The sequence below is a fragment of the Pontibacter saemangeumensis genome (assembly GCF_039541895.1).
GTDB lineage: Bacteria > Bacteroidota > Bacteroidia > Cytophagales > Hymenobacteraceae > Pontibacter > Pontibacter saemangeumensis.
The window spans coordinates 88,395-111,821 of record NZ_BAABHC010000042.1 but is presented as its reverse complement, the minus strand read 5'-3'; the positions used below and the strand labels follow the sequence as shown (position 1 = coordinate 111,821).

At 53.2% G+C, this 23,427-nt stretch carries 19 protein-coding genes; 7 read left to right on the top strand and 12 right to left on the bottom strand.

Translation table 11 applies throughout. The features are described 5' to 3' along the window. Window positions 1-49: 49 nt before the first annotated feature. From ABD920_RS24615 to ABD920_RS24600, 4 genes are all read right to left on the bottom strand, one after another. Entirely contained in the window at window positions 50-1,882 is a 1,833-nt protein-coding gene (locus ABD920_RS24615; protein ID WP_345163707.1) for a M2 family metallopeptidase, read from the bottom strand. Between the two features lie 191 nt (window positions 1,883-2,073). Next, entirely contained in the window at window positions 2,074-3,408 is a 1,335-nt protein-coding gene (locus tag ABD920_RS24610; protein ID WP_345163704.1) for a DNA recombination protein RmuC, read from the bottom strand. Window positions 3,409-3,582: 174 nt separating this feature from the next. After that, entirely contained in the window at window positions 3,583-4,575 is a 993-nt protein-coding gene (locus ABD920_RS24605; protein WP_345163701.1) for a zinc dependent phospholipase C family protein, read from the bottom strand. 262 nt (window positions 4,576-4,837) lie between these two features. Next, window positions 4,838-6,217, bottom strand: a complete 1,380-nt coding sequence (locus ABD920_RS24600; RefSeq protein WP_345163698.1) for a DEAD/DEAH box helicase — start codon at window positions 6,215-6,217, stop codon at window positions 4,838-4,840. Between the two features lie 194 nt (window positions 6,218-6,411). Here ABD920_RS24600 and ABD920_RS24595 point away from each other — a divergent pair, with 194 nt between their 5' ends. Beyond that, window positions 6,412-7,506: an AI-2E family transporter gene (locus tag ABD920_RS24595; RefSeq protein ID WP_345163696.1), complete on the top strand. Its 1,095-nt coding sequence runs from the start codon at window positions 6,412-6,414 to the stop codon at window positions 7,504-7,506. Window positions 7,507-7,968: 462 nt separating this feature from the next. Here the strand turns inward: ABD920_RS24595 and ABD920_RS24590 are convergent, their stop codons facing one another. Then, on the bottom strand, window positions 7,969-10,791 hold the full coding sequence (locus ABD920_RS24590; protein WP_345163694.1) for an outer membrane beta-barrel protein: 2,823 nt from the start codon (window positions 10,789-10,791) through the stop codon (window positions 7,969-7,971). A 455-nt stretch (window positions 10,792-11,246) separates the two neighbouring features. Between ABD920_RS24590 and ABD920_RS24585 the strand changes: the two genes are divergently transcribed. Continuing rightward, window positions 11,247-11,741, top strand: coding sequence for a DUF2062 domain-containing protein (locus ABD920_RS24585; protein WP_345163692.1), 495 nt, complete (start codon window positions 11,247-11,249; stop codon window positions 11,739-11,741). Window positions 11,742-12,034: 293 nt separating this feature from the next. Here ABD920_RS24585 and ABD920_RS24580 read toward each other — a convergent pair whose 3' ends face one another. From ABD920_RS24580 to ABD920_RS24565, 4 genes are all read right to left on the bottom strand, one after another. Next, window positions 12,035-12,913 (bottom strand): OmpA/MotB family protein, encoded by an 879-nt coding sequence (locus tag ABD920_RS24580; protein ID WP_345163691.1) that lies wholly within the window; start codon window positions 12,911-12,913, stop codon window positions 12,035-12,037. A 119-nt stretch (window positions 12,914-13,032) separates the two neighbouring features. Beyond that, window positions 13,033-13,914, bottom strand: a complete 882-nt coding sequence (locus ABD920_RS24575; protein ID WP_345163688.1) for a methylated-DNA--[protein]-cysteine S-methyltransferase — start codon at window positions 13,912-13,914, stop codon at window positions 13,033-13,035. Window positions 13,915-14,013: 99 nt separating this feature from the next. Further along, window positions 14,014-14,742, bottom strand: coding sequence for a tetratricopeptide repeat protein (locus ABD920_RS24570; RefSeq protein ID WP_345163685.1), 729 nt, complete (start codon window positions 14,740-14,742; stop codon window positions 14,014-14,016). A 78-nt stretch (window positions 14,743-14,820) separates the two neighbouring features. Continuing rightward, a complete protein-coding gene (locus ABD920_RS24565) occupies window positions 14,821-15,531 on the bottom strand; it encodes a tetratricopeptide repeat protein (RefSeq protein WP_345163682.1) in 711 nt (236 codons plus the stop codon). A 598-nt stretch (window positions 15,532-16,129) separates the two neighbouring features. On the opposite strand from ABD920_RS24565, the gene parS reads away from it, so the two are divergent. The 3 genes from parS (at window position 16,130) to ABD920_RS24550 (ending at window position 18,361) form a co-directional block, all read left to right on the top strand. Then, a complete protein-coding gene (gene parS, locus ABD920_RS24560; protein WP_345163679.1) occupies window positions 16,130-16,552 on the top strand; it encodes a type II RES/Xre toxin-antitoxin system antitoxin in 423 nt (140 codons plus the stop codon). Then, the gene (locus ABD920_RS24555) at window positions 16,549-17,016 is read left to right on the top strand and encodes an RES family NAD+ phosphorylase (RefSeq protein WP_345163677.1); all 468 of its coding nucleotides are present in this window, start codon (window positions 16,549-16,551) and stop codon (window positions 17,014-17,016) included. The genes parS and ABD920_RS24555 overlap by 4 nt, the downstream gene beginning before the upstream one ends. 85 nt (window positions 17,017-17,101) lie before the next feature. Next, on the top strand, window positions 17,102-18,361 hold the full coding sequence (locus ABD920_RS24550; RefSeq protein WP_345163674.1) for an alkaline phosphatase family protein: 1,260 nt from the start codon (window positions 17,102-17,104) through the stop codon (window positions 18,359-18,361). A gap of 62 nt (window positions 18,362-18,423) precedes the next feature. On the opposite strand, the gene ABD920_RS24545 is transcribed toward ABD920_RS24550, so the two are convergent. Further along, window positions 18,424-19,026 carry a hypothetical protein gene (locus ABD920_RS24545; RefSeq protein WP_345163671.1) on the bottom strand — a complete coding sequence of 201 codons (603 nt, stop codon included), beginning with the start codon at window positions 19,024-19,026 and terminating at the stop codon, window positions 18,424-18,426. Between the two features lie 621 nt (window positions 19,027-19,647). Here ABD920_RS24545 and ABD920_RS24540 point away from each other — a divergent pair. Next, window positions 19,648-20,394 (top strand): SDR family NAD(P)-dependent oxidoreductase, encoded by a 747-nt coding sequence (locus ABD920_RS24540; protein ID WP_345163669.1) that lies wholly within the window; start codon window positions 19,648-19,650, stop codon window positions 20,392-20,394. 120 nt (window positions 20,395-20,514) lie between these two features. Here the strand turns inward: ABD920_RS24540 and ABD920_RS24535 are convergent, their stop codons facing one another. Continuing rightward, the gene (locus ABD920_RS24535; RefSeq protein WP_345163666.1) at window positions 20,515-21,567 is read right to left on the bottom strand and encodes an N-acetylmuramoyl-L-alanine amidase family protein; all 1,053 of its coding nucleotides are present in this window, start codon (window positions 21,565-21,567) and stop codon (window positions 20,515-20,517) included. Between the two features lie 416 nt (window positions 21,568-21,983). Between ABD920_RS24535 and ABD920_RS24530 the strand changes: the two genes are divergently transcribed. Beyond that, window positions 21,984-22,808 carry a ZIP family metal transporter gene (locus ABD920_RS24530; RefSeq protein ID WP_345163663.1) on the top strand — a complete coding sequence of 275 codons (825 nt, stop codon included), beginning with the start codon at window positions 21,984-21,986 and terminating at the stop codon, window positions 22,806-22,808. Between the two features lie 138 nt (window positions 22,809-22,946). On the opposite strand, the gene ABD920_RS24525 is transcribed toward ABD920_RS24530, so the two are convergent. Beyond that, the gene (locus ABD920_RS24525; protein ID WP_345163660.1) at window positions 22,947-23,357 is read right to left on the bottom strand and encodes a DUF983 domain-containing protein; all 411 of its coding nucleotides are present in this window, start codon (window positions 23,355-23,357) and stop codon (window positions 22,947-22,949) included. Window positions 23,358-23,427 lie beyond the last annotated feature (70 nt).

The following is a 23,427-nucleotide window of genomic DNA, read 5'->3' as shown; positions in this document are numbered from 1 at the left end:
CAACGGAAACCGTTGCGGCTTTTGCCATATATAAATCTACCTGAAATTCTTAGATCGTGTGCTTTCTGCCCTTATTCTGCTCTTTCAGGTAGTCCATCAGTGGCTGGAAGTAAGCTACCATGGCGCGGGCACTGAGTTCCTCGCCTGTCTTCTCTTTCAGCATCAGGCGCCAGTCAGCGGAAGCGCCCGGGTACATGATCTCGCGCAGGAAATCGCCTACTTCCTTTTTGCCATAGTAGTTGGTGGCGTGCGGGTCCTGCTTTAAAATGTTTTTGGCGATGTGGTCGTGCAACTGGAACAGGATCACATAGGAGAGGGCATAGTCATAATACTGTGCCGCGTCGTCATTTATATGCGTTTTGGTGGCGGCATCCAGGTAATTCTCCCCACGATCAGACGGTGGCACAATGCCCTGGTACTTTTTGGCCAGCTCCCACCAGCGCTTGTTCAGTTGGTTGGCCGGCAGGTTCTGGGCGTAAAAGTCGTGCTCCCATTCGCTCATCACCCCCGCTGAAAAAGGGATGAAGGTGACATAGCTCAGCGCTTCTTTCAGCAATGTCTGCACCTCATCCGTCTTTGCGTCCTTATCGATCAGGTTGAGCTCAGCCAGGAAAGGCTTTTGCATGGCGGCAAGCCCCATCAGGCTTCCGATCGCCTCGTGGTAGGCACGGTTGGCTCCCGCCCGCAGCAGCACCGGCACATCAGGGTTCGTGTACGTCATATAGTAGTAGATATGGCCCAGCTCGTGGTGCGTGGTCTCGTACCACTCCGAGTTTGGCTCCACGCTCATCAGGCTGCGTACGTCCTTGTCCAGGTCCATATGCCAGGCCGAGGCATGGTTGTTCTTTTTATAGCCGGCGCTTTCCGGCAGCTGATAAAGACTCGACCTGGTGTAGAAGGTCTCCGGCATCTCCGGGAAGCCTAAACTGGTATAAAACCGTTCACCCTGCTGCACCAGCCACTCGGCGCCTTTCGGCTTCAGGGCCCCATCTAGGTCAATGCCCTCTACTTCCACCATGGCACTCCAGTCCTGGCCCCAGCGGTTAGGCAACCAGTGGGCCGGAAGGTAATCCGGCACTTGTTTCACGCCATATTGTTTAGCCATCTCATAGCGGGCGTAGGTGTGCAGTTCGCGGTAGAGGGGGAGCAGCTCTTCGTTCAGCTGCTTCATTAGGCCCATCATCTCCTCGCGCGTCATGCCATAGTCAGAGGCCTGGTAGGTGAAGTAGTCATCGTAGCCAAGGCTTTGTACCGTCTGGTTACGCAGCTGGCGCAGGTTCAGCAGGCCTTCTTTTAGCTGCGGGCCCACCTCTTTGCTGGCTTGCCAGGCATCCAGGCGCTTCTTCACGTTCTTCTCGCTCTTAAGGATATTGTCGATGTCGTTGGTGCTGACGGACTTTTCATAGATGCGGTAGTCGAAGCCATAGAGCTTCTCCGTCTGCTCTGTCTCGGCTTTGATGCGCGCCTTCACCACGTCCGGAATGATCTGCGGGTTATTGGCCCCGGCATATAAGATCGCCTCCAACTGCTTCACCTGCAAGTCGGTGAGGTGGCTTTTCTGCTCCAGGAACGTGCGGGCCTGGGCAATGTTCTCGGCGCTTCCGGTGAAAGCGGCAAAGGCTTCATTGGCTTTGCGGGTGGCCACGGCATTTGTCGAGTCCCCTTCTACAATTTTGGTGTTGGAGGCCCATTCCGCCTCCGCAGAGTTTGTGTAAAGTTTCTGGTACGTTACGGAATAACTATCCAAGAATGTCTGTGCCTGCTGCTGCACGGGCACACTTACCGCGGCTGTCTCGGTTGCGGCGGTGGTGCCGGAGGGTGGCTCCTGGCAGGAGGTGAGGAAAATGGCGGCGGTGAGGCCGGTCATGATTATTTTTTTCATCCGTCGGTTCTAATATGATGGTAAGAAGTAAATGTCAAAACGGTACCATAGTCATATCCTGCTGTCTTACTTAAAAAAGCATATAGAGGTTAGCTATAGTTGTTTAGTATTCAGCGCGGTTATTGGATAAGCTTCAACTATATATAGAACTATCATTAAGAACGTTGTCAGGGCCTGATTGTTGATCCTGATCAATTCAGTTCCTCCGGCCGCTCCGTCAGCTGCGCTTCCTGCAGCAGGGATTCATCCAGTGTCTTACTTGTTTTGGCTCCCAGTTCCCGCAGGATCTCCACGCGCCGGATAAGATTGCCTTTGCCTTCGGTGAGCTTGTTCATGGCGGCGTTGTAAGAACTCTGGCTGTTCTCCAGGTGCTTCCCGATGGTTTTCAGGTCATCTACAAAGCCAACGAATTTGTCATAGAGCTTGCCGCTTTCCTCGGCAATGCGGAGCACGTTGCGTTTCTGGTCTTCCTGTCGCCACACCCCGGCAACCGTGCGCAGGGTGGCGAGGAGGGTAGAGGTTGTAACCAGTACGATGTTGCGGTCGAAGGCGTCGGTGAACAGGTCGTGGTCGTGCTGCAGTGCCAAGCTAAAGGCTGGCTCAATAGGGATGTACATCAGCACAAAATCAGGAGAGTTAATGCCGGCGAGGCGATGGTAGTTCTTGCGCCCCAGGTCAGCGAAATGCGTGCGGACCGAGTTAATGTGGCTGCGCAGGTACGCTTCCTGCTGCAGCTCATCCTCGCAGCTGCAATACGCCTCATAAGCCACGAGCGACATTTTGGAATCGATGATGAGGTGCTTGCTGTCTGGCAGGCGCACCACCACGTCGGGGCGGTATATCCTGCTTTCGTCGTTCTGGCGCACCTCCTCGCGCTCATAATGCACGCCCTTGCGAAGCCCCGACTTCTCCAGCAGGCTCTCCAGCAGGTACTCGCCCCAGTTTCCCTGCGTCTTGCTTTCGCCTTTCAGGGCACGGGTCAGGTTCAGGGCGTCCTGGCTCATCTGCTGGTTCAGGGAGGCAAGCTGCGTGATCTGCTCTTTCAGGGAAACACTGTCTTTCAAGGTCTTCTCATAGGTGAGTTCAACCTTCGCTTCAAACTCTTTAATGCGCTCTTTCAGCGGCGAGAGGATGCGTTCCAGGTTTTCGGAGGAGGCTTTGTTGAAGTGCTCGGCGTTTGTCATCAGCACCTGGTTGGAGATGCTCTGGAACTGCTGCAGGAATTTCTCCCGCAACTGCTCCAACTCCCGGCCCTGCTCCTGCAGGCGCAGCTTTAAATGGTCGTAATCTGTCTCTGTTTTGGTGAGGGCGTTGGTCAGCTCCATGGTTTCCGACTGGGCTTCGCGCAGCTGCGCCTTCAGTTGCTCCGACTCCTCCGCCCGTTGCCTTGCCTGCCCCTCCAGTACACCCTGCGTGACGGCGTTCTGGTTTGCCGTCTGCTGCAGGGTGTTCAGTTTCCCTTTCAGCGCCAGGTAAGCCACCACCAGGCCAGCCAAGAATGCCGCTATTCCTACCGTTATCTCCATTGGGTAAAGGTAATGTTTTTTAGTATATGCTGTTCACGCCATGCTAATGTAATTAGCTGTAATTGACGATCAGATCCGTCAAATGGGCGCTGAAAGACGGCGGGAAAACCGGCACAAAATAAAATGGCTATACCTATGTGGGTATAGCCATTTTAGATACAGCAGTACGTTTGATTATTCTTTTGTTTGGCCTTTTGCTGCCACCACCAGGCATTTCTCAAACAGCTGCCCTCTCCGAAAGGCTTTCTTTTCCTGCTTCAGCTGCTTTTTATCTGCTTTGGTGAGCGCCTGAAACATGAGCTTGTCCATGTCCGGTTTGCCGCCGTCTACCCAGGCGGTGTACCAGAAACTGGCTACCTGCTGCGCGGCGGCACGCATTTGATCCTCTACCATGCTCCCTAACTTCTGCTGGTAGGCTTCGGCGAAGGCATCGGAATAATACTGGCGCATTTTACCGTTTCGCTCCACCTGGTCGAACTTTGCTTCGGGGGTAAATTCTTTACTTACCTCCAACTCATAGCTTAGTGTCTGCGGGATCAGAGAGTAGGTATGGCGCACGACCTGCCATATCTGTTTTTCCGTATCCGGGAGGTACGTTGCCTTCTTGCCCTGCAGTTTATATGTCTGCGCAAACAACTCCGGCAGCTTCGATTCCCAAAGGCTGTGCATCCCTTTCTGAGCCGTCAGTTGCCCATCGTAGTTCACGGTAGTGTGCAGCGGCACGTGCGCATCCGCTATATAGTGTCCTAAGTCAGCGGAGTAGTACAGGATGCTGTCTGCGTTCTGCTCCTTAAAGGCATTCGTCAGGCGCTCCTGCACCACCACCACATGCCAGGGCACGATGCCGTATTTCAGCAGCGTATCAGCGGTGTACCGGGCAGCGGCGGCTTCCCAGGCTTCGGGCATGGTGTTAATTGCCTCATCCCCATATACATCAATATCGATGTAATGGCGCGGCGCCTCAGCCGGGTCGTCATTGCGCCGCTCGTCCGGTCGCACGGACTTAGAGATAAGGTAATTATGGTGCTTGAAGTAAAAGCCCTGCAGCTGCTTCGGTAGGTTATATATGGCCAGCTGGTGGATGACTTTATGGCCGAAGAAGCCCCAGCCATAGGAGAGGGCGCTGCAAAAGAGAAGCGCTGCAGCGATAAGCGTGATTCGTTTCATGTAAGGTAATGGTATAAATCAGCTGCAAAAGTAGCGCTTCCGCGCCAATTCGACGCAAGCGCCTGGGGAAAGTTTCAGGACGAAGAGACCCTGATATCCACTATAGATAAAAGTGCTCTAAGATCACATCTCAATTCCACAAGTTAAAAGGGCAGGAGCGGACAATGACTTATGCCTGTATTGACTTAGTCTGTTACTTTGTTAATGAGGTGTAAGTTGCTGATTTCTAAAGTAAAGCATATATATAAACAGATGCTTCGGCTTATTTAATAATACTCACTTTGAATTTCCTGCCTTTGATTTTGCTGTTGCTCAGGCGCTCGATCACTGCCTGGGTGGCTGCGGCGGGAACGGCGACAAAGCTCTGTCGGTCCTGCACTTCTATCTTTCCGACCTCGGCTGCCTTCAGGCCGGTTTCGGCTAACAGTGCACCTACTATATCCCCCGGGCTGATCTTATCTTTTCGCCCACCGCTGATGTGGATGGTGGCGAAGGCGGCTTTGTCTGCCGCCAGTTTCTTACTGGAGGCATTAGGGAGGTTATCTGCTTTCAGCCACTCGTCCATTTGCTGCAGTTCCCAGTCGCGCAGCTTCTGCTCGTCTCCGGGGGTAGCAAGGGTATACACGGTGCCGCTCTTGCCTGCCCTTCCGGTGCGCCCGCTGCGATGCAGGTAGGCGGCCGCATCGATGGGCAGCTCAAAGTGCACGATATGCCGCAGCGCATCAATATCCAGTCCGCGGGCAGCGACATCGGTTGCCACCAGAATCTGGGTAGTGCCGTTGCGGAAGAGTGTCATGGCCTTGTCGCGGTCGGGCTGCTCCATGCCGCCGTGCAGCGTCCGGGCCACTAGCCCCTTTGCCTGCAGCAAAGCACTCAGTTGGTCGGCGGCGGCGCGCGTGTTCACAAACACCACGGTGCCCGATGCGGCTATGCCTTGTACAAGGTTCAGTACCGCCTCCTGCCGCTGAAGATGCTCCACCTTAATGCCCACTAGCTTGACCTGGTCGGGGATAGTGGTAGCCGTCGCTTTCACAAACTTCGGATGCTGAAGCGAGTCAGCAATTAACTCCTTAACCCCCTCAGACATCGTCGCAGAAAAGAGGATTGTCTGGCGGGATGGCGGTAGTGCGGCCACCACCTGGTCTACCTCTTCCTCAAACCCCATCTCCAGCAGCTTATCTGCTTCGTCCAGAACAAGTTGTTTGGCATGGGTTAAATCCAGGGTTCTCCGGTTTAAATGGTCGGTGAGGCGGCCAGGTGTGCCCACCAGCACCTGTGGAGGGTGGGCAAGCGAGGCGCGCTCCTGCGAGAAAGCGTGTCCCCCGTAGAAGGCGCTGATCTTGAGATTGCCTATATGCTTGCCCAACTGCTTCAGCTCCTGACGTACCTGCACCGCCAGCTCGCGGGTGGGTACCAGCACCAGCGCCTGTACCTGCTGCAGTTCGGTATTCAGGCTGTGCAGCAATGGCAGGCCGAAAGCAGCCGTTTTCCCGCTGCCGGTTTCGGCCTGCCCGGCCACATCGTGCCCCTGCAACAGCAGCGGAATGGCGCTGGACTGAATTGGGGTGGGGATCGTGAAGCCGAGTTCCTGCAATCCGGCTAACAGTTCCGGTTTCAGCTGTAGGTCGTTGAAAGTCGTCATATCGAGGTGTTTGAAGTGCAAAGATACGCAATTCGAACTGCTTGCTCTTGTATTCTGGTCATCGTACTGTAAAAGCCACTTGCTGTAGGTGTTTTAATATCGCTGCTGGGTCTACTCTGCACATTTATATCCCGTTTCTGCGGCTCACCGGAATAAGCATAACAAAAACTGCCTGAAAAGCAGTAGTAGGGGATATGAGGAGGAAGAAAGACAGGCTGAAGCAACTGACATATATCCTGCTGTGTGGGGTGCTGCTGGTATATGTGCTGGTAGAGGCACGGAACTTCCTGTACCCCATTTTCCTGGCGCTGCTGTTTTCGTACCTGCTCTACCCGGTGGTAAAAACGCTGGAGGAGTGGGGGCTGCCGCGGATACTCGCAAACTTTATCACCATTATCGCCGCCATGGCGGTGTTCATCACCTTTATCGTCCTGCTCTACAGGCAACTTGCTGTTTTCCTTGGGGATTTCCCGACGCTGCAGGAGCAGGCACTGCGCAACATTGACAAGCTGCAGCACAGCATAGATGAAGAATTCGGGGCAGGCCACCCGGAGGACGAGCGGTGGCTGCGGCACCAGGTGAACAACGCCTTCGAGCTGAGCAGTAGCTTTATAACGGATCTGCTGATGTCGATGACGAACACCCTTACCAAATTTGGGCTGATGCCCGTGTATATATTCCTGATGCTTTATTACCGCAACAAGTTTGAGAATGTCGTTTACCGGCAGCTGCCCTCTTACCAGCACCCGAAAGCGAAGCGCATCATCGATGAGATCTCCCTGGTGACAAAGCACTATATGCGGGGCGTGGTGATGGTGGTCCTGATCCTTTGCTTTGTGAACTCGCTTGGGCTCCTGCTCATCGGGGTTGAGTATGCCATCATGCTGGGGGTGCTTTCTGCCCTCATGAACTTTATCCCTTACTTCGGAACGCTCATAGGCGCCGCCATTCCGCTGACCTATACCCTGATGGTGCAAGGCTCCCCGCAGAAGGCGCTTTGGGTGCTGCTGCTTTTCCTGCTGGTGCAGTTTACTGAGAACAACATCCTGACACCCAATATAACGGGAAGCCAGGTAAACATTAACCCCATGTTCACCATCCTGAGCATTATCGTGGGGGGGATGATCTGGGGGCTGCCCGGAATGTTTGTGGCTGTGCCGCTGCTGGGGATGTTCAAAGTGTATTGCGACAACAATGACGGTTTGCGCGCATGGTCTTATCTTTTAGGAACAGAAGGAACAGAGGAGCATGCCCTTACATTTAGCAAAATAAAGCAGTTGTTTAAGTGATTTCAGCTAAAGATGGAGCAAATCCTTTCCAAAGCCACGCTGCCAATCACCTCGTTGCCATCCTATATAACTTCCGGATCTTCAGTGGTAGCTCATAAAGGATTTGGCAAACAGTTATACCAAAGTCGCCTAAAATTTCTCCATATAGGGCTTCACCCTTTTGAAAGACAGGGAGCGGCATTATGACCTTAGCTATAGACACAGGGATGTTGGAGCTGGATTTATATATAAAATTGATATATGAGTTGATACCACTATCAGTTGGTTTATGCAGTTGGTTTATGCAAATGAAATTTTACCCGTCTGCGGATTCCCCTCCCGGGCGGGGTGGGTTTTATAGAACACCTTCGTGCGCAGGAGTCAATTGATAATAGTATAAGGCAGGATGCGTTGACAGTAGCTATAGCATGCAAGCGGCCCGGCATCAGATGCCGGGCCGCTTGTTTTGAAATTATATATGCCTTAATCGCGGCGCGGGCGCCCGCCCCAGTCCCCGCGGTTGCGGTCCTGGTCAGGCTGTAAGTCCTCAGGTAGCTTGCCGCCGCTGAAGTTGCGGATATTATAGGTGAAGGTCAGCATAAAGTAGCGCTGCAGGATGTTTGTCTGCACGTCCTCCACGTAATTAGAGCGCACATTCCGCTGCACGCTCACGTTCTGGTTTAGCAAATCGTTCACGCTCAGGCTAACCTCCCCTTTTTGGTTTTTGAATATCTTCTTGCCGATGCTCATGTTCCAGAGCACGAAATTATTGTCCAGGCCCTCCGATAATCCGGAGTTAAACTGGTGGTTCAACTCGGTGCGGTACACCAGTCCTTTCCAGAAAATCCAGTTGTAGCGCAGCTGCGTCGACTGGTTGAAATAATTGTTGTTCTGTTGCGTCAGCAGCGTATTGTCCACTAAGCTAAAGCTGGAACGGGTGGAGATGTTGAAATCAATCTTTTCGCTGATGTTGCTGCTGAGCGAAACACCCAACCGGAAGTTTGTCTCATTGGCGTAATTCACCTCGTTCGTCTCCCGTTCCTGGTTAATGATGAGGCCCGGCATCCTGGAGTACCCAAAGCCGCCGTTCACGTTAAAGTTAGAGTTGATGAAGTTTACAGGCTGCCCGTAGTTGAAGAAGGACCTCACATTCCAGTAGCCGTCCAGGTTAACGGGGCGCGAAAGTGTGGCGCCGCTTCCCAGCACGATATCATCGCTCAGCCGCAACGAGTCCTGCACCAGCAGCGTGCTGTTCGTCACGTAGTCTTGGGTAAGGGAGCCCATCAGGAAGGCAAAAAACACTTTGTTAGTTTCTTTGTCGAAGTTCCTGTAGCGCATCATTAGCCGGTTCTCGAAAGACTGGTCTAAGTTTGGGTTGCCCACGCTTACCTGCAGCGTGTTCGAGTAGTCGATCACGTCCTGCAGCTGGTCGATGGAGGGGGCGTCTGTATCGGCGCGGTAATCGAGGAAGAGCGTCCTGGTTTCAGAGAATTTATATTCCAGCTGCGCGGAAGGAAGGATGCTGCCAAACGTGCGGTTCAGGTTATAGGTCTCCGGGAACACCTGGTCATTCTGCAGCTTCGCCTCCTGGTACTCTACCTCCACCTGCATTCTAACCTGATCGGTGTTGTACTGGTAGCCGATCTCCCCTTCCTGTGTCAGGTATTCGCTTTTAAAGGTGTTGCTTAGGATGGTGTCAAGGGCACTGTAGGTTCCCAGGTCTTGCAGGAAGTTATAGGTGAGCCTGTCCGAATCATCAACGCGGTTCCCTATCTCGTACTCCAGCTGCACGCGGCTGTTCTCGCCCACCGGCTCGGTGTAGGAAACGTTTCCCTCCCAGGAATACCCGGTTCTGTCTGTATTCGTAAACTGGTTCCGGTATTCGTTCTGGGCGGCATTGTCTGTGAATATCGTGTTCGATAAGAGATAGCTGTCGCCGTTGCCTGCGCTGTAGTTGCCGTTGAGCCTGGTCGAGAAAGTGCGGCCCTCCTTCTCAAAGCTATGACTGTAGTAAATGTTGTTGTTGAAGTTGTAGTTCGCCCTGTCAGATTCGGAGTTGTTCTCGGTCTCATTCAGCATCCCCTCGTCCCATAAGGTTTGCCCGAATAAGCTGGAACTGACGCTGTTCTGCTGGATTGAGATATTAGGCGTGATGAGCAACCTGTTGCGTTCGTTCATTTTATAATCCAGGCGCATGTTAAACCGGTGGACATTCTCGGTATTGACGCTGTTCACGTCTTCGGTATATTCCTGTCCAGCATAGGCAGCCTGCACATAATCCCTGAAGGTATAGCGGCTTTGGTCATACTCCCTGCTCGTGAAGGAGTAGTTGCCGCTTGCTTCCATTTTCTCGCCCCACATGTCGCTGTAGTTGACGCCTATGGTGTTGGTGGTGATGATGCCGTTGGGTGTTCCGCCTCCCCAGCCGCCCCGCCTGCCTCGCATGCCACCGCCCGGGGTTTCACCCACCGAGAAGTCCAGCATGTTGATGTTGTTGGTGAGGCCGGTGACGGTAATTCGCCTGTCGTTGTTGAAAAAATTGACGGCGGCCCCCACCATATAGCGCTGATCGGTGCCGTAGCCGGCGGATACTTTGCCGAACTGCCCGCTCCGGCGGTCTTTCTTGGTCACGATGTTCATGGTCTTTTCCCTGTTTCCATCGTCGAAGCCGCTCATCTGGGAGGCATCGCTTCTCCTGTCGAAAATCTCCACATTATCGATCACCTCGGCAGGCAGGTTGCGCAGGGCGGCATCGGCATCGTCCCCGAAAAAGCGCTTGCCGTCTACGAAAACCTGCTTGATGTCTTCGCCCTGGGCCTGCACCTTGCCGTCCTGGATGGTGACACCGGGCATTTTCGTTACCAGGTCCTCGGCACTCGCATCAGGCGCCGTTTTAAAGGCGCCGGCATTGTACACCGCGGTGTCGCCTTTCTGTGTGCCGAGCGGCACCCGCCCAACCACCTGCACCTCCTTGATCGCCGTGGACTCCTCCTGTAACTGCAACGTGCCCAGGTTTTGCGAAACGCCCTCCATCTTTACGGGCTGGCTCAGGTTCTGAAACCCCAGGTAGTTCACTTGCAGGTTATATTGCCCGGGAGCCACCCGCTCAAAGCGAAAGTTACCCTCTGAATCGGTTATCGTAGCAGTGGGAGGGGCTTCGGTAGCGGGATTACTTAGTAAAACAGTGGCACCAGGCAAGGCTGACGCACCCACCGCGCTTTTCACCGTGCCGGACAAGGCCGCTGATTGCGCGAAACCCTGAAAGGCGGTTATCAGCAGGCACAGCGTAAGTAGTAATTTTTTCATGCAGGTTCAGCAAAGAGAAGAAAGATAGTATGGGGTTTAGACCTGCCATTTGCTAATTGGTTTAATCAGCTTTCTGATTTTTTATAAAATCATAATAAAAGACTCCTTCAGCGATAAAGTTTGTGCTTCAGCATCTATAACCTGCTTAGTATATGGATTGGAGACTTTTGTTTGCTTCTCCAATATTTTTGCTTCTCCAATATTATGGTAAAAAAGCAGGGCAAAGCGTCAGGCATATTTTATTGACCGGATTTTCGGTACTCACTCATATAGAAGCAATTATCCGATACATAGCACCCGATGCCCAAAACTAAGGAAGCTACCTAAGGTTACTTCTAGCCGGAAAGCGTATCAAAAGCAGTATTTTCGGCTATCCTCAGAAAAGTGTGCCTTATTTTTGCACTTATATTTCGTAATTGCCGTTTCTGTAGTGTCACCTCTCATTTCTAAAGCCATTGTCTGCTATTAGCGTAATTTCGGGTTTTTTCAAACGCAGGCTGGTGCAGCCTGCGCGCAACCTGCTGACGCAGGGGATGACGCCCCGAAAGCTGGCCGCTACGGTGGCTTTGGGTACGGTGGTAGGCATCGTGCCGGCCTTTGGGGTGAGTTCGGCCATCAGCACCGCCATTGCGGCGCGCTTCCGGCTGAACATCGCCGCTACCGTTCTGGTGGGTTACCTGGTGCATCCCTTGCAGCTTCTGCTGGCTATTCCTTTTATCCGTTTGGGTATCTTTGTTTTTGGTTTGTCCGAACTGCGCCTGTCGCTGGACGAGATGATTGCCATGTTCAAAGCCGATTGGCTGGATGCGCTGAACAAACTTTGGATGGCGAACCTGGCTGGGTTTTCAGTTTGGGCGCTGCTGGCCCTGCCGCTGGGCGGGTTACTCTACCTGCTCCTGCTGCCCCTCTTTAAAAAGGTGCTCCCGCAGCCGCAGGAGGTAAGAGTTTAAAAAGATTTTATAAAACTGCTCCGGAAAGCCTCAGATCTGCTTTTTACTTTTGATATAGAGGGGCTTCCTGATCTATATAGAAAGTCAGTTATACAGATCAATACCAAGCTGCTTAACCCCCTTTCCATATGTGGCTTTATCCTTTTGAGAAATGAAGGAGTGAGAACCTACTGTGATAGGGATCTGGTATAACTTGTTATTAATGAAGCTTGACTATATATAAATAAGGTTAAAAGTCAGAGGGCCAGCTTATATATAAGCTGGCCCTCTGACTTTTGAAATGCTGTGATGCATCAGGTGGTTTCCAGTATCTGGAAGAGTTCATCCAGTTTCGGCGTCAGAATGATCTCGGTGCGGCGGTTTTTCTGGCGCGCCTCTTTGGTGGTTGCCCCATCCAGTGGCACATATTTGGAGCGGCCGGATGGTGTCACGCGTTGCGGGTCCACGCCGGCGTTTGCCAGGATGCGCGTGATTTCTGTGGCACGCAACACACTCAGGTCCCAGTTGTCCTGCATGCCCACCGTGCCTCTCGCAATCGGCACATCATCGGTATGGCCTTCCACCAGCACGTTCACATCCTGCTGCTCTTTCAGAACGGCCGCCAGCTTCTTCAGCGCATCTACCCCTTTAGGGTCCACTTTGGTAGAGCCGGAGTTAAAAAGCAACTGCTCTGCCAGCGACACATATACTTTTCCGTTGCGCACGTCAATAGTCAGGTCCTTATCGTTGAAGCCCAGCAGGGCTTTGCTCACGCTGTTGCGCAGGTTGGCTACTGCCTTTTCTTTCTCATCCAGCACGCGCTGCAACTCGGCCAGGCGTTGCTCCCGCGCCTTCAGGTCGGCGTTCAGCCGCTCAATCTGTGATTTGCTCATGTTCAAGTTCTCGCCCAGGGATTTTCCCTCTTTCAGGGCCTGCGCCAGGCTTTGCTCGTACTCGGCCTTCTGCTGCTCCAGTTTCGCCCGTTCCTGCTCCAGGTTCGATTTTTCCTGTTCCAGGCTTGCCTTCTGCTGCTCCAGCGTTGCTTTCTGCTTCTCCAGTCCAGACTTGTCTACCTCCAGCGCATTTTTGCGGGCCATCAGGTCCTCGTACTTCTTCTTCGACACCACGCAAGACGACAAGGTCATGCTGCCCGCCAACAGGAACACAGAGGCTCTCAGTAAATTCTTCTTCATATATAGATTAGCTAAAATTTAATCAAAGGGTGATGAACAAATATAACTAATATATGATATAGAGAAAGAGTGACTCTAAACAATTTCTGCCGTTTTTCAGAAAATCTAAGTAGCAGCGCCTACACCTTTCCCTGAAAAAGCGGAAGCTCCCTGTATGAAATATCTGCTGCTGTTGCCTGTTGCTGCGCAGCCGCCTCCCAGCCAATCATCGCCATTTTGCGCTCGCTGCCCCAGCGGTACTCGCCAATGCCGCCCACGCTTTTGATAACCCGGTGGCAGGGAATGAGGAAGGCGATGGGGTTGCTGCCAATGGCTGTGCCCACGGCCCTGCTGGCTTTCTGGTGGCCGATTTTTTGGGCGAGGGTGGCGTAGGAGGCAAGCCGTCCTTCCGGAATGCGGAGCAGCGCTTCCCACACCTTCAGCTGAAAAGGGGTTCCACGGAGGTGCAGCGGCAACTTTTGCGCTTGGGGCGCGAAATGATTGCTGAAAAACTGCTGTACCTGCTGATGCAGAACATCCTGCTGCGGCACGAGGTTCGCCTTTGGCCACAGGTCCCGTAACTCCTGCAGCGCCTGCTGCCCGTCTTGGTAAAAATGAAGGTGACTGATTCCTTTTGAGGTGGAGGCGACGATATAATCCCCGAACTGGCAGCGGCCGGTGCTGTAGTTCAGTTGCAGTTCTGCGCCCTGCTTTTTATAGTCCCCGGGGGTGATGCCCTCTATCTGCAGGAAAAGATCGTGGAGGCGGCTGGTGCCGGAGAGGCCGCTGCTGCCGGCTGCCGCCTCTAACGAGGCTGCCTGTGCGAGCGTGGTTTTGGCATGGCGCAGCGTGAGAAACTGCAGAAACTTTTTTGGACTTACGCCAGCCCATTCTGTGAATACCCGCTGGAAATGGAACGGGCTCATGCAGGCATGCGCGGCGATCTCCTCCAGGTCTGGCTGTTGCCGGGCGTTCGCCCGGATATAGCGCAAGGCTTCGGCCACTATTTCGTAATGGTTCATGCGGTGAAGTACCGAAAAGACAGCCTTACTTTCAACCCGATTCTTGCTGATTTTGTGCGGGCATGAAAAAGCCCCTGCTTTTCGGCAGGGGCTTTCCTTTTACTCTTTGGTTGTGGTGGTGGCAGGGGCTGCGTCCGCGGATCGGAAAAAGCCCTTCGGGTCCGGCATCTGGGCAGTGAGTTCCGCTATATAACTATAGTCAATCTGCGTCAGGTCAATTGACCGGCTCTTGTGCAGGTATCTCCAGGCATCGCTGTACTTCTTCTCATAAAACTTTACTTTGGAAAGGTTGTACAGCGCGAAGGCGTTCGTCGAGTCCGCGTTGACAGCGTCGTTGAGGTAGCTGCTGGCTTTCTTCAGATCCTTTTTCTTCTTTTTGCCCTCGTTATATACCTTCAGGTAGGAAGAGGCAATGTCTGAAAGCAGCAGCGAGTTCTTTGGCTCGTACGCCAGGGCTTTCTCATAAAACTCAATGGCTTTCTGTTCCTCGCCTTTGGCGGAGGTCACCAACCCGAAGGCCCAGTACGTGTCCTTGTTGTCGGGGTTCAGGAGCCAGGCCAGGTTAAAGCGGTAAACGGCAGTGTCCACCTGTCCCTCGTTCAGGTATTCCCAGCCGCGCTCCACAAAAAACTTGCTGGCTTCCTGCCTGTTGGTGAAGCTCTTGTCGCAGCTGGTCAGGAACTTCTCATCCTTTTTCTGCTGCGCCTCGGTCTTCTGCTTTCCTCCGAACATCGGCTGCACCTGTATATTCTGCTCTGCCGGCTGCTCCTGTGCAAAGCCAAGGGTGGTGGCGCATAGGAAGGCCACGGCTACTAGTACTTTCTTCATCTCTGTATCTGTCGATAGGGTACGTTGTGTTTGTCTGCTGAAGGATAAAAGTAATTGAATGCTACCTCTTTCGCAAGCCTACTGGCCGAGCTCTGGGGTAAACTCGCCCTGCGGGTCCTGCTGCTTCTCCAGCAGTGCCGAAATAAAGGCTTTGTCCGCTACGGCCCTGTTGCGGCGCAGGCTTTTGTGCAGATAGCTCCAGGCATTTCCGTACTCCTGCAGGTAATAGCTGTTGATGGCCAGTTTATAATAGACATCCGCCTCATCCGGCGAGAGCTGCGCGGCCTTCTCCAGCAGCTTCCTGCTCTGCAGCAGATCCTCGGGGTTGCTGGTTATATAGAAGCGACTCAGGTGGCTGGTGGCAATATCGTTGAGCAGGAGCGGGTTGTCTCTATCGTTTTCCAGCGCGTGATAGAGCACAAAGAGCGCCTCATCATACCGCTGCTGTTGCCCATAAACCAAGCCATATCCGCGGAAGATGTCGTTGTTGGTGCTGTCCATCAGGTAGGCGCGGCTAAAGAAGTGGGTGGCTGAGTCGAGCTTCTCTTCCCTGAACGCGCGTTGCGCCTGCAGCACGTAGTACGCGCTGGCCAACGCGCGGCTCCTGAACCGGGTAATGTTCTCCTGCATGAATTTCTCCTGGTTTGCCTTTGCTTCTGGTGTCGCCGGCTGTGTCACCGGCACCACATCGGCCAGGGTGAGCACAGGTGCGGGTGGCAGTTGCTGGTGCTCCGTAAGGGCGCTTTGGGTGTTGCAGGCACTTAGACCCAAAGCCAGGCCAACTGCCATTCCCATATATCTTCGCATGGAATTAGTTCTCTTGTTAAAGATACCTAACGCTTCCGCTCTTTAATTAGTGCTTTAAGCGTCCAAGCCCAGCGTAATTTATAATCCAGCATCGTACTAAAACTGGCAAATCCTGGGTTTTACAGTTAGTTTCTAAGGCAAGATTGCCGCTATATATGGCTATTATCTTACTGTATAACGAGACCATATATAGATTGAGGATCTATGGATAAGCTTAACGGAAGTAACCGCTTATCTCCGCTTCAGCCTTTACCACTGTAGCCGGTTTCCTGTCTGGCCGGGACGGGAATAGAGGTTCCATCCAGTGACTTACTGCTTTCTGTTTCAGGAGCGGATCATATAGGGAGCGAAAGAAGGCAATGGAAAAGCCAATAGTAAATGGGGTGATCAGCTTGTATCCTCTGTCTCTCCACAGGCTTACCTCCTCTATGTGTTGTGCAAGGAGAAGAACCACCTGTTCAGAGACGCTACGGCTTGCCATTGCGTATTGGATAAAGCAGATCCCGAAAACTATTTTGCGACAATTGGCGTTTTAAATATGACAACTTTCGTTATATTTGACTTCTAAAATTATTCAGCCATGGGACAGGTACTCAGCAGCAACCTTAGCTATAAGCAAATTGACGACCGGGACGTGTTCATGCTCATTGGCACGGTGCGGGAGGGGATAAAATACGGCCTGTTCCAGAACATCGCCGATAAGAGCCCGTTCAGCACCACCGAGTGGTCAAACTTCCTGCATCTGTCGGAGCGCACATTCCAGCGCTATAAAAAAGACAGGCGCACCTTCGACCCGCTGCACTCCGAAAAGATACTAGAGATCACGCTGGTCTATAACAAAGGGGTAGAGGTGTTCGGAGACAAGGCCAATTTCGACGCCTGGCTAAGCGCGAAGAATGTGGCCTTAGGCGGCATCAAGCCGAAAGAGCTTTTAGACAGCACCTTCGGCATCGGGCTGCTGAAAGACGAGTTGACACGCATTGAGCACGGCGTGCTGGCATGATCGTATACCGCCTCAGCAGGGGCAAGTTCAAAAACGACCTCTCGGGGCGTGGGGCCGAGCTGGCAGGCGGCCGCTGGAACAGCAAAGGCGTTGCCGTGCTTTACACCAGCGAGTCGATCGCGCTCTGCACCGTGGAGATAGCGGTGCATATGCCGCTTGGCATCGTCCCCGCTGATTATCACCTTATTCAGATCGAGGTGCCGGATGATGCCCCCTTGCTCGAACTAAGTTCTGGGGACCTCCCGGCCGATTGGAAAACCTTTCCGCATGCCAACAGCACGCAGGAAATCGGTGACGCTTTTGTGCTCGGTGGGGAGTACCTGGTCTATAAAGTGCCTTCGGCCACCGTGCAAGGCACCTACAATTATCTCCTGAACCCGCGCCACCCGGGCTTCCGGGACGTGCGCATTACCACAACCACCCCCTTTGAGTTTGACAAGCGCCTGTTCGTGAAAGAATCATAGGTGAAAGCTACTTCGGAGGGCGGCTTTATAGAGAATTAAAACCCTGGATGGTGCCGCAGTGACTGCCGGAAATTACCTTTGCAATATGATAAGGCATCTTTTTCTCCTCTGTTTTTTCCTGCTTGCGGCTTCCGCCTCCGCTCAGGTAGACACCGCACAACAGGTAACACCTTACCGGCGCAACAGCCCGGAGCAGCAGGAAAAGCCCTACCTTATCCTGATCTCGGCAGATGGTTTCCGGTATGATTACGCGGATAAATACGACGCAAAGCACCTGCAGGCGCTGCGTGGACAGGGCGTGCAGGCTGCGTCGATGATTCCGTCGTTCCCCTCCAAAACATTCCCGAACCACTACACCCTCGTGACGGGCATGTACCCGGCCACGCACGGGCTCGTCAACAACCACTTCTACGACCCGCAGCGGAAAGAAACGTACACCATGCGGGACAAGAGCAAGGTGGAGGACAGCAGCTGGTACGGCGGCGTGCCGTTGTGGGTGCTGGCCGAGCAGCAAAACATGCTTGCGGCGAGTTATTACTGGGTCGGGTCTGAAGCGCCCATTAAAGGCATACGGCCCACCTATTATTACCTGTACAACGAAGGTATTGCTTTTGAGGACAGGGTGGAGACGGTCGTGAACTGGCTGCAACTGCCGGAGGAGCGGCGCCCGCACCTTATCACGTTTTACCTGCCGGAGGTAGACCACGCCGGCCATCGCTTCGGGCCGGACGCTCCGGAGACGAGGGCGGCGGTGCAGGAGTTGGACGCCAACCTGCAACAGCTGACTGAGGCAGTCGCGGCAACGGGGCTGCCAGTGAATTATATCTTCGTGTCCGACCACGGCATGACAGAGATCGACACGGGAAACACACTGCCCCTGCCAGCCGCTGTGGATACGGCCAGGTTCCATATATCAGGCGGGGGGATGGTGGTAGAGCTACATGCCAAAGACAGGAGCGCCATCAAAAGCACCTACAGAAAGCTGAAGAAGGAAGCAGAAGGTTACCAGGTATACCGCAAGAAGAACATGCCGAAGCACCTGCACTACGGGGCGAAAGAGGATGCCTATAACCGCGTCGGGGATATCCTGCTGCTTTCGGAAGCGCCTCGGGTCTTTCATTTCTCATCGCGCAAGCCAGCCCCAGGGGCGCATGGCTACGATCCGGCTACCGTCAAAGATATGCACGCCACCTTTTATGCCTGGGGCCCCGCTTTCCGGAAAGGCACGAAGATTCCATCCTTCCGGAACATACATGTTTACCCGGTCGTGGCGGAAATTCTCGGCCTGAAATACCACCACCAGATTGACGGAAAACCAATACTGGTGAAGAAAGTGCTCAAATAAAAAAGTAGCATATATAGAAAGCGCCGCGCGGAATCCTCCACGCGGCGCTTTCTGTAGATAGATTATCTGTTTCCGCGGCCGGGGAGGTAAATCTGGAACCCCAGCCCAAAGTTGAGGCCTGAGCTCCCATTGCCCACGCTGATATCTGCACTGGTACGGGTAAAACCCAGTATTCCTTCCACGGCAATGTTCTCGCTAACAAAGTGCGCGTAGCCGGCTCTGAGCCCTAATACCGATGAAAAAACGGCATCGCCCTCGCTATCCTCCAGCGAACTGCCTGCAAAGCCTGCCAGGGCTTCGCCAAACCACCGGTGTGTGGGAGCGGCACCCTCCGGGAAATAGTAGCGCGCAAACGGTGTAAACCCATACCTGAATTCCTCGCCGCCATCATATATAGACAGCCCAAGCTGCACTTCGGCTCCGACGGCTGCATTGTCGCTGATAAAATAACCCGCCCGGGGGTTAATATCAATACCAAAATTATCTGACTTAAAATTAAAGCCGATGTTGCCGATGTTTGCCCCCACGAGCCAGTTGCCCTGTTGCACGGCTTCATCTGCTACCGCAGCCGTAGTTTGCGGAGTCTGGATGTCTTCAAGGTCCTGAGCCGCTGCTCCTAAGGTAAATACAAAAAGTAATGTCGAAAGGAATAATAGTTTTTTCATAGCTGTGTGCTTTAGAAGTTCATAGTAATTGTACCCAAATGATGGACGTAGATGGTGTTGTTATAAACGCTGGCAGTCTATATATGTTTAATATAATACGCTAAATGTCAATTATATGCCTGTAAAATTGCAGCTATATGGGGCAAGTGATTCCATAGACGCGGGAGATGCAACAGTAGCTTTTATTGCATTGATTTCTGAGGCAACTGCCCATTTGGTTGTAGGCTATTCCACAGGAATCGAAAAAGTCCCCCCAAATTATCCTGCCTTATGAGAGCGTACCTGTAAACGCTCGGCCAAACTTGTAGCTGTAGCGATTGATTTGCCTGTCTACTGAAACCACAAAGTCACTATCCTGCACTTCATTTGAGAATTGGTGACCGCTTACAGCTCTGATTCCAGAAGCATTGCTTCTGCGGGACCCCTTATCAAGACCGACCTTTTAAGCATGGGCAGAGCGGCAAAAGGAGGGGAGCAGGTACGTTAGTGGGGGCTTTTTATACAAGTGTTTTCTTCTACAGGAAGTGAGTTCAGGAAGGGATGGCCTGTTAAACCCTACATTTGCACCGACTGCCAGTGGAGCTTTGTCGTATCAACCTACTCAGACCATTCAGTTTTACTATGATGAGATTAGACGGCAAAGTAGTATTTATCACAGGTGGTAATTCAGGTATTGGCAAGGCCTGCGCCATAGAGGCTGCCAGAGAGGGCGCTAAGGTCGTGGTAGCTGATCTGGCCATGTCTGATCATGCGGAAACGATGCAGGAAATCGGCGGCCATGGCGCTGAAACATTGTTTGTCCCGGTAGATGTGACGGATGCGGCGAGCGTGAGGAATGCCATCAGCGCCACGGTAGAGAAGTTTGGCCGGATGGATGTTGCCCTGAACAATGCCGGCATCGGTGGCACCTATACCGGCATTCATGATCTGGATGAGAAAGTGTGGGAGAAGATCATCGCTGTTAACCTGACGGGGCAATTTTTTTGCGTCAAATACGAACTGCAGCAGTTCCTGAGGCAGGGAGGTGGCGTTATCGTCAACATGTCGTCGTTGGCGGGCCTTGTGGCCGAACGCGGACTCGCACCTTATACCGCTGCCAAACACGGGTTGCTGGGCCTCACAAAAAATATTGCCGTACAATACGCAGATAAAAATATCCGCGCCAACGCCATCTGCCCTTACTATACCGATACACCCATGCTGCACGCCGCCCCTATGGAAATGCACAGGCGCTGGATGCAAGGAACTCCGGCCAAACGATTGGGCAAGGCAGAGGAGATCGCCAAAGCTTTCTTATACTTTGCATCCGACGACTCGAGTTATTGCAACGGCACCCACCTGGCCATCGACGGAGGAGCAATGGCCTAGTTTATATATACCGCTTCAAGCCTGAAAACAATCTACGCGGCATTAAGAGGTAGACATATATAGCCTCGATTTTTTAGAGCCAATTGAGCGCGCGAGGATAAGCGGTGGCCTTCTGCAGCCTTACTTCGAACGGTAATCCGCGATGATGCCCTCCGATATCCAGTTGGCGAGTGCCTGCCGGTTGTTAGGGATCACGAAGCGCCGCTGGTCCAGGTCGTTTTTGATGTTGCCGAGCTCGATGAACACGGTAGGCGGGTGGCTGTATTTAACCACATATAAACTGCTGCGATCGGACACGTTGCCTGAATAATGGCGGTTGGGCTGATGCCGGCTGTAGTTTGTGGTGAAGGTCTGGTGTATGGTCTGCGCCAGTTTCTGACCTAACGCACTGTTGCTGTGGTGATAAAAGAACACATCGATATTCTGGCCTTTGCTGCGGCTGTCGACATGGATGGAGAGCATGCGCTGGTAAGCGCCTTTGTGTTTCGCGTGCAGCTCGTTTATCGCGGCGGTGCGCTGGCGTAGCCGCTCCCGCTGGTTCAGGGAAACTTTGTGATCGGGGTAGTTTACCTCGTCGCGGTCAATCTCCAGGATGGCCTGGTCCCGGATGCCGTCGTTCTCATCCTGTATGATCATATAAACGGTGGCCCCATGCTGCATCAGCCTGCGCGCCAGCCGGATAGTGACATCGTAGGCATATTCATCTTCGGCCAGGAGGTGAGAGCCGTACTTTCCGATGGCCCCAGGGTCCGGTCCGCCGTGGCCAGACACCAGGTAATAAACCGTTCCTTTCAGTTGCTGGTCCAGCATCTCCACCCGGGCATATTTTTCACCGAATAGGGGGAAGTTAGCGGTCAGTCCCGGTGCTGATTTTAATGCCGCTGGCGTGCTGGCGGCGTCGGCCGGCGTCGCCTCGGCAGTACTTGCCGGAGCAGCGGAAACAACCGGGAGCAGGTACCTTCTGCCGGTATACAGGCTGTTGCCCTTGCCAATGTTCTCCTTGTTAAGCTCCAGAAACGGGGCCAGGTGAAGCGAGGGGTCGAGGCCGTGCCGGCGCAGCAGCAGGAAGATGCCATCACCCGACCTGGCAACCACCTGCGGGTACGCCTCCTGCTGGGCGAAGACCTCTGTAAAAAAAGTAAGCGAAAAGAGAAGAAGAAAACTGATCCTCACAACATCAAATTTAAACAACAAAAATAGGAAGCACTGCTATAGTACAAAATTTATCGCTAGGATGAAAACCACCCGAAGCGATAGCGGGCTATATGGCTGCTTTATAGGCTTTACAAAAATGCTGAATTTCAGTACAGGGCCATAGCAGCCCCTTTGACTTTTTCACAAAAACTTCCTCCGGAGAAGTGCACATGTTGTTTCCTTATCATGATCCAACCAAAGAGAGTGTGTATAGTTCTCCTGTACCGATCGCTTCGCCCGCGGGCCTATATATACAAACGTTTCGGATGGCAGGCATGGTATCTTAGTACGGATTGCTTCCGTACTGCAAACGGTGTAGCCCAAGCGGATATATAGTTTCGCTCGAAAACGCTGGCGCTTTAGCCGGCGCTCAACCTGCTTCCCGGTTCATCTATATGGAGACGATTGAAAATTATTGCAAAGAGATAGGCCCTATCAACGCTGCGCTGCTGGCGACGCTCTTTACCTGGTTTGTCACCATGCTGGGGGCGGGCATGATCTTCTTCTTTAAGACGATGAACAGGAAATGGCAGGATGTGATGCTGGGATTTACCGGGGGAGTGATGCTGGCGGCCAGTTTCTGGTCGCTGCTGAGCCCTTCCATCGAACTGGCCGAAAGGGAATACCCGGATATGCCGTGGATGCCTGCAGCTTTTGGGTTTGTGGCCGGGGCCTTGTTCATCTTCGGGCTCGACAAGCTGGCGCCGCACCTGCACATCAACTTCAGAGAGGACGAAACGGAAGGGGTAAAGACAAAGTGGCACCAGACAACGCTGCTGATCCTGGCCATCACGCTGCACAATATACCGGAGGGGCTGGCTGTGGGCGTGCTGTTCGGGGCGGCGGCCAACGGCGCAGACGGCGTCACGTATGCGGCTGCCATTACCCTTGCATTCGGTATCGGGCTGCAGAACTTCCCGGAGGGCTTTGCGGTGGCGATGCCGTTGCGCAGGCAGGGCGTGAGCCGGCGAAAAAGCTTCTGGTATGGCCAGCTGTCGGCAATTGTGGAGCCTGTTGCCGGTGTGCTGGGTGCCTGGGCGGTGATCAGTATAGAGCCCATCCTGCCTTACGCGCTTGCTTTCGCGGCGGGTGCCATGATATTTGTGGTGGTGGAGGAGGTGATACCGGAGACGCAGCGCGACAAAAACACAGACTTAGCTGTACTGGGCCTGGTGGGTGGATTTGTGCTGATGATGGTGCTGGATGTCGCCTTCGGCTAAAAAACGTGATTAACAGAAGAGCAAAGTATATATAGCCTGCCAGGCTTCTATCCTCCATCACCAATAAAATTTACATCCTAGCCCATAACGGAGGGATTTTCTTGCTTGGGGTATGGGAAATGTATTCCCGTACATGACTTAGCGTGAGCGACTGCCTGACTCGCTGGTATGCTGGCAGGGCCCTTTGTACCGGATGAAGAAGTTGATCCAGGTGCTGCGCGAGAGCCGGAAGTTGATGGGGAGCAACCCGACTACCACCACCAGCAGTACCCCAATCATCATGGCTAAGGTAACCTCCTCCACGAGATAGCTCAGCGCGATCCAGACGGCCACGAAGATGGCGGTGCTGAAGGCGTAGCTGACGAACATAGCCCCGTAATAATAGCCCGGCTCAGGCTCAAATACCTGTCCGCAGCAGGAGCACTTTTCGTTCATCTCTGAGAATTTCCGCAGATCGTAAAGCGTGCCCTTCGGGAACATATCTCCCTCGTGGCACCTCGGGCATTTGGTGTTCAAAATGCTATAAAGCTTTGTTTCCTTCCAGCTCATATCGTCCTATGCTTCTATTGTCCTGCAAAGATAATTGGTAAAAAACGTCCGCTTACTGGACATATCATAC

What these genes read in the sequence shown, in the direction of transcription:
- ABD920_RS24615 (WP_345163707.1), bottom strand. Translation starts at nt 1,882, where the DNA reads ATGAAAAAAATAATCATGACCGGCCTCACCGCCGCCATTTTCCTCACC.
- ABD920_RS24610 (WP_345163704.1), bottom strand. Translation starts at nt 3,408, where the DNA reads ATGGAGATAACGGTAGGAATAGCGGCATTCTTGGCTGGCCTGGTGGTG.
- ABD920_RS24605 (WP_345163701.1), bottom strand. Translation starts at nt 4,575, where the DNA reads ATGAAACGAATCACGCTTATCGCTGCAGCGCTTCTCTTTTGCAGCGCC.
- ABD920_RS24600 (WP_345163698.1), bottom strand. Translation starts at nt 6,217, where the DNA reads ATGACGACTTTCAACGACCTACAGCTGAAACCGGAACTGTTAGCCGGA.
- ABD920_RS24595 (WP_345163696.1), top strand. Translation starts at nt 6,412, where the DNA reads ATGAGGAGGAAGAAAGACAGGCTGAAGCAACTGACATATATCCTGCTG.
- ABD920_RS24590 (WP_345163694.1), bottom strand. Translation starts at nt 10,791, where the DNA reads ATGAAAAAATTACTACTTACGCTGTGCCTGCTGATAACCGCCTTTCAG.
- ABD920_RS24580 (WP_345163691.1), bottom strand. Translation starts at nt 12,913, where the DNA reads ATGAAGAAGAATTTACTGAGAGCCTCTGTGTTCCTGTTGGCGGGCAGC.
- ABD920_RS24575 (WP_345163688.1), bottom strand. Translation starts at nt 13,914, where the DNA reads ATGAACCATTACGAAATAGTGGCCGAAGCCTTGCGCTATATCCGGGCG.
- ABD920_RS24570 (WP_345163685.1), bottom strand. Translation starts at nt 14,742, where the DNA reads ATGAAGAAAGTACTAGTAGCCGTGGCCTTCCTATGCGCCACCACCCTT.
- ABD920_RS24565 (WP_345163682.1), bottom strand. Translation starts at nt 15,531, where the DNA reads ATGGCAGTTGGCCTGGCTTTGGGTCTAAGTGCCTGCAACACCCAAAGC.
- parS (WP_345163679.1), top strand. Translation starts at nt 16,130, where the DNA reads ATGGGACAGGTACTCAGCAGCAACCTTAGCTATAAGCAAATTGACGAC.
- ABD920_RS24555 (WP_345163677.1), top strand. Translation starts at nt 16,549, where the DNA reads ATGATCGTATACCGCCTCAGCAGGGGCAAGTTCAAAAACGACCTCTCG.
- ABD920_RS24550 (WP_345163674.1), top strand. Translation starts at nt 17,102, where the DNA reads ATGATAAGGCATCTTTTTCTCCTCTGTTTTTTCCTGCTTGCGGCTTCC.
- ABD920_RS24545 (WP_345163671.1), bottom strand. Translation starts at nt 19,026, where the DNA reads ATGAAAAAACTATTATTCCTTTCGACATTACTTTTTGTATTTACCTTA.
- ABD920_RS24540 (WP_345163669.1), top strand. Translation starts at nt 19,648, where the DNA reads ATGATGAGATTAGACGGCAAAGTAGTATTTATCACAGGTGGTAATTCA.
- ABD920_RS24530 (WP_345163663.1), top strand. Translation starts at nt 21,984, where the DNA reads ATGGAGACGATTGAAAATTATTGCAAAGAGATAGGCCCTATCAACGCT.
- ABD920_RS24525 (WP_345163660.1), bottom strand. Translation starts at nt 23,357, where the DNA reads ATGAGCTGGAAGGAAACAAAGCTTTATAGCATTTTGAACACCAAATGC.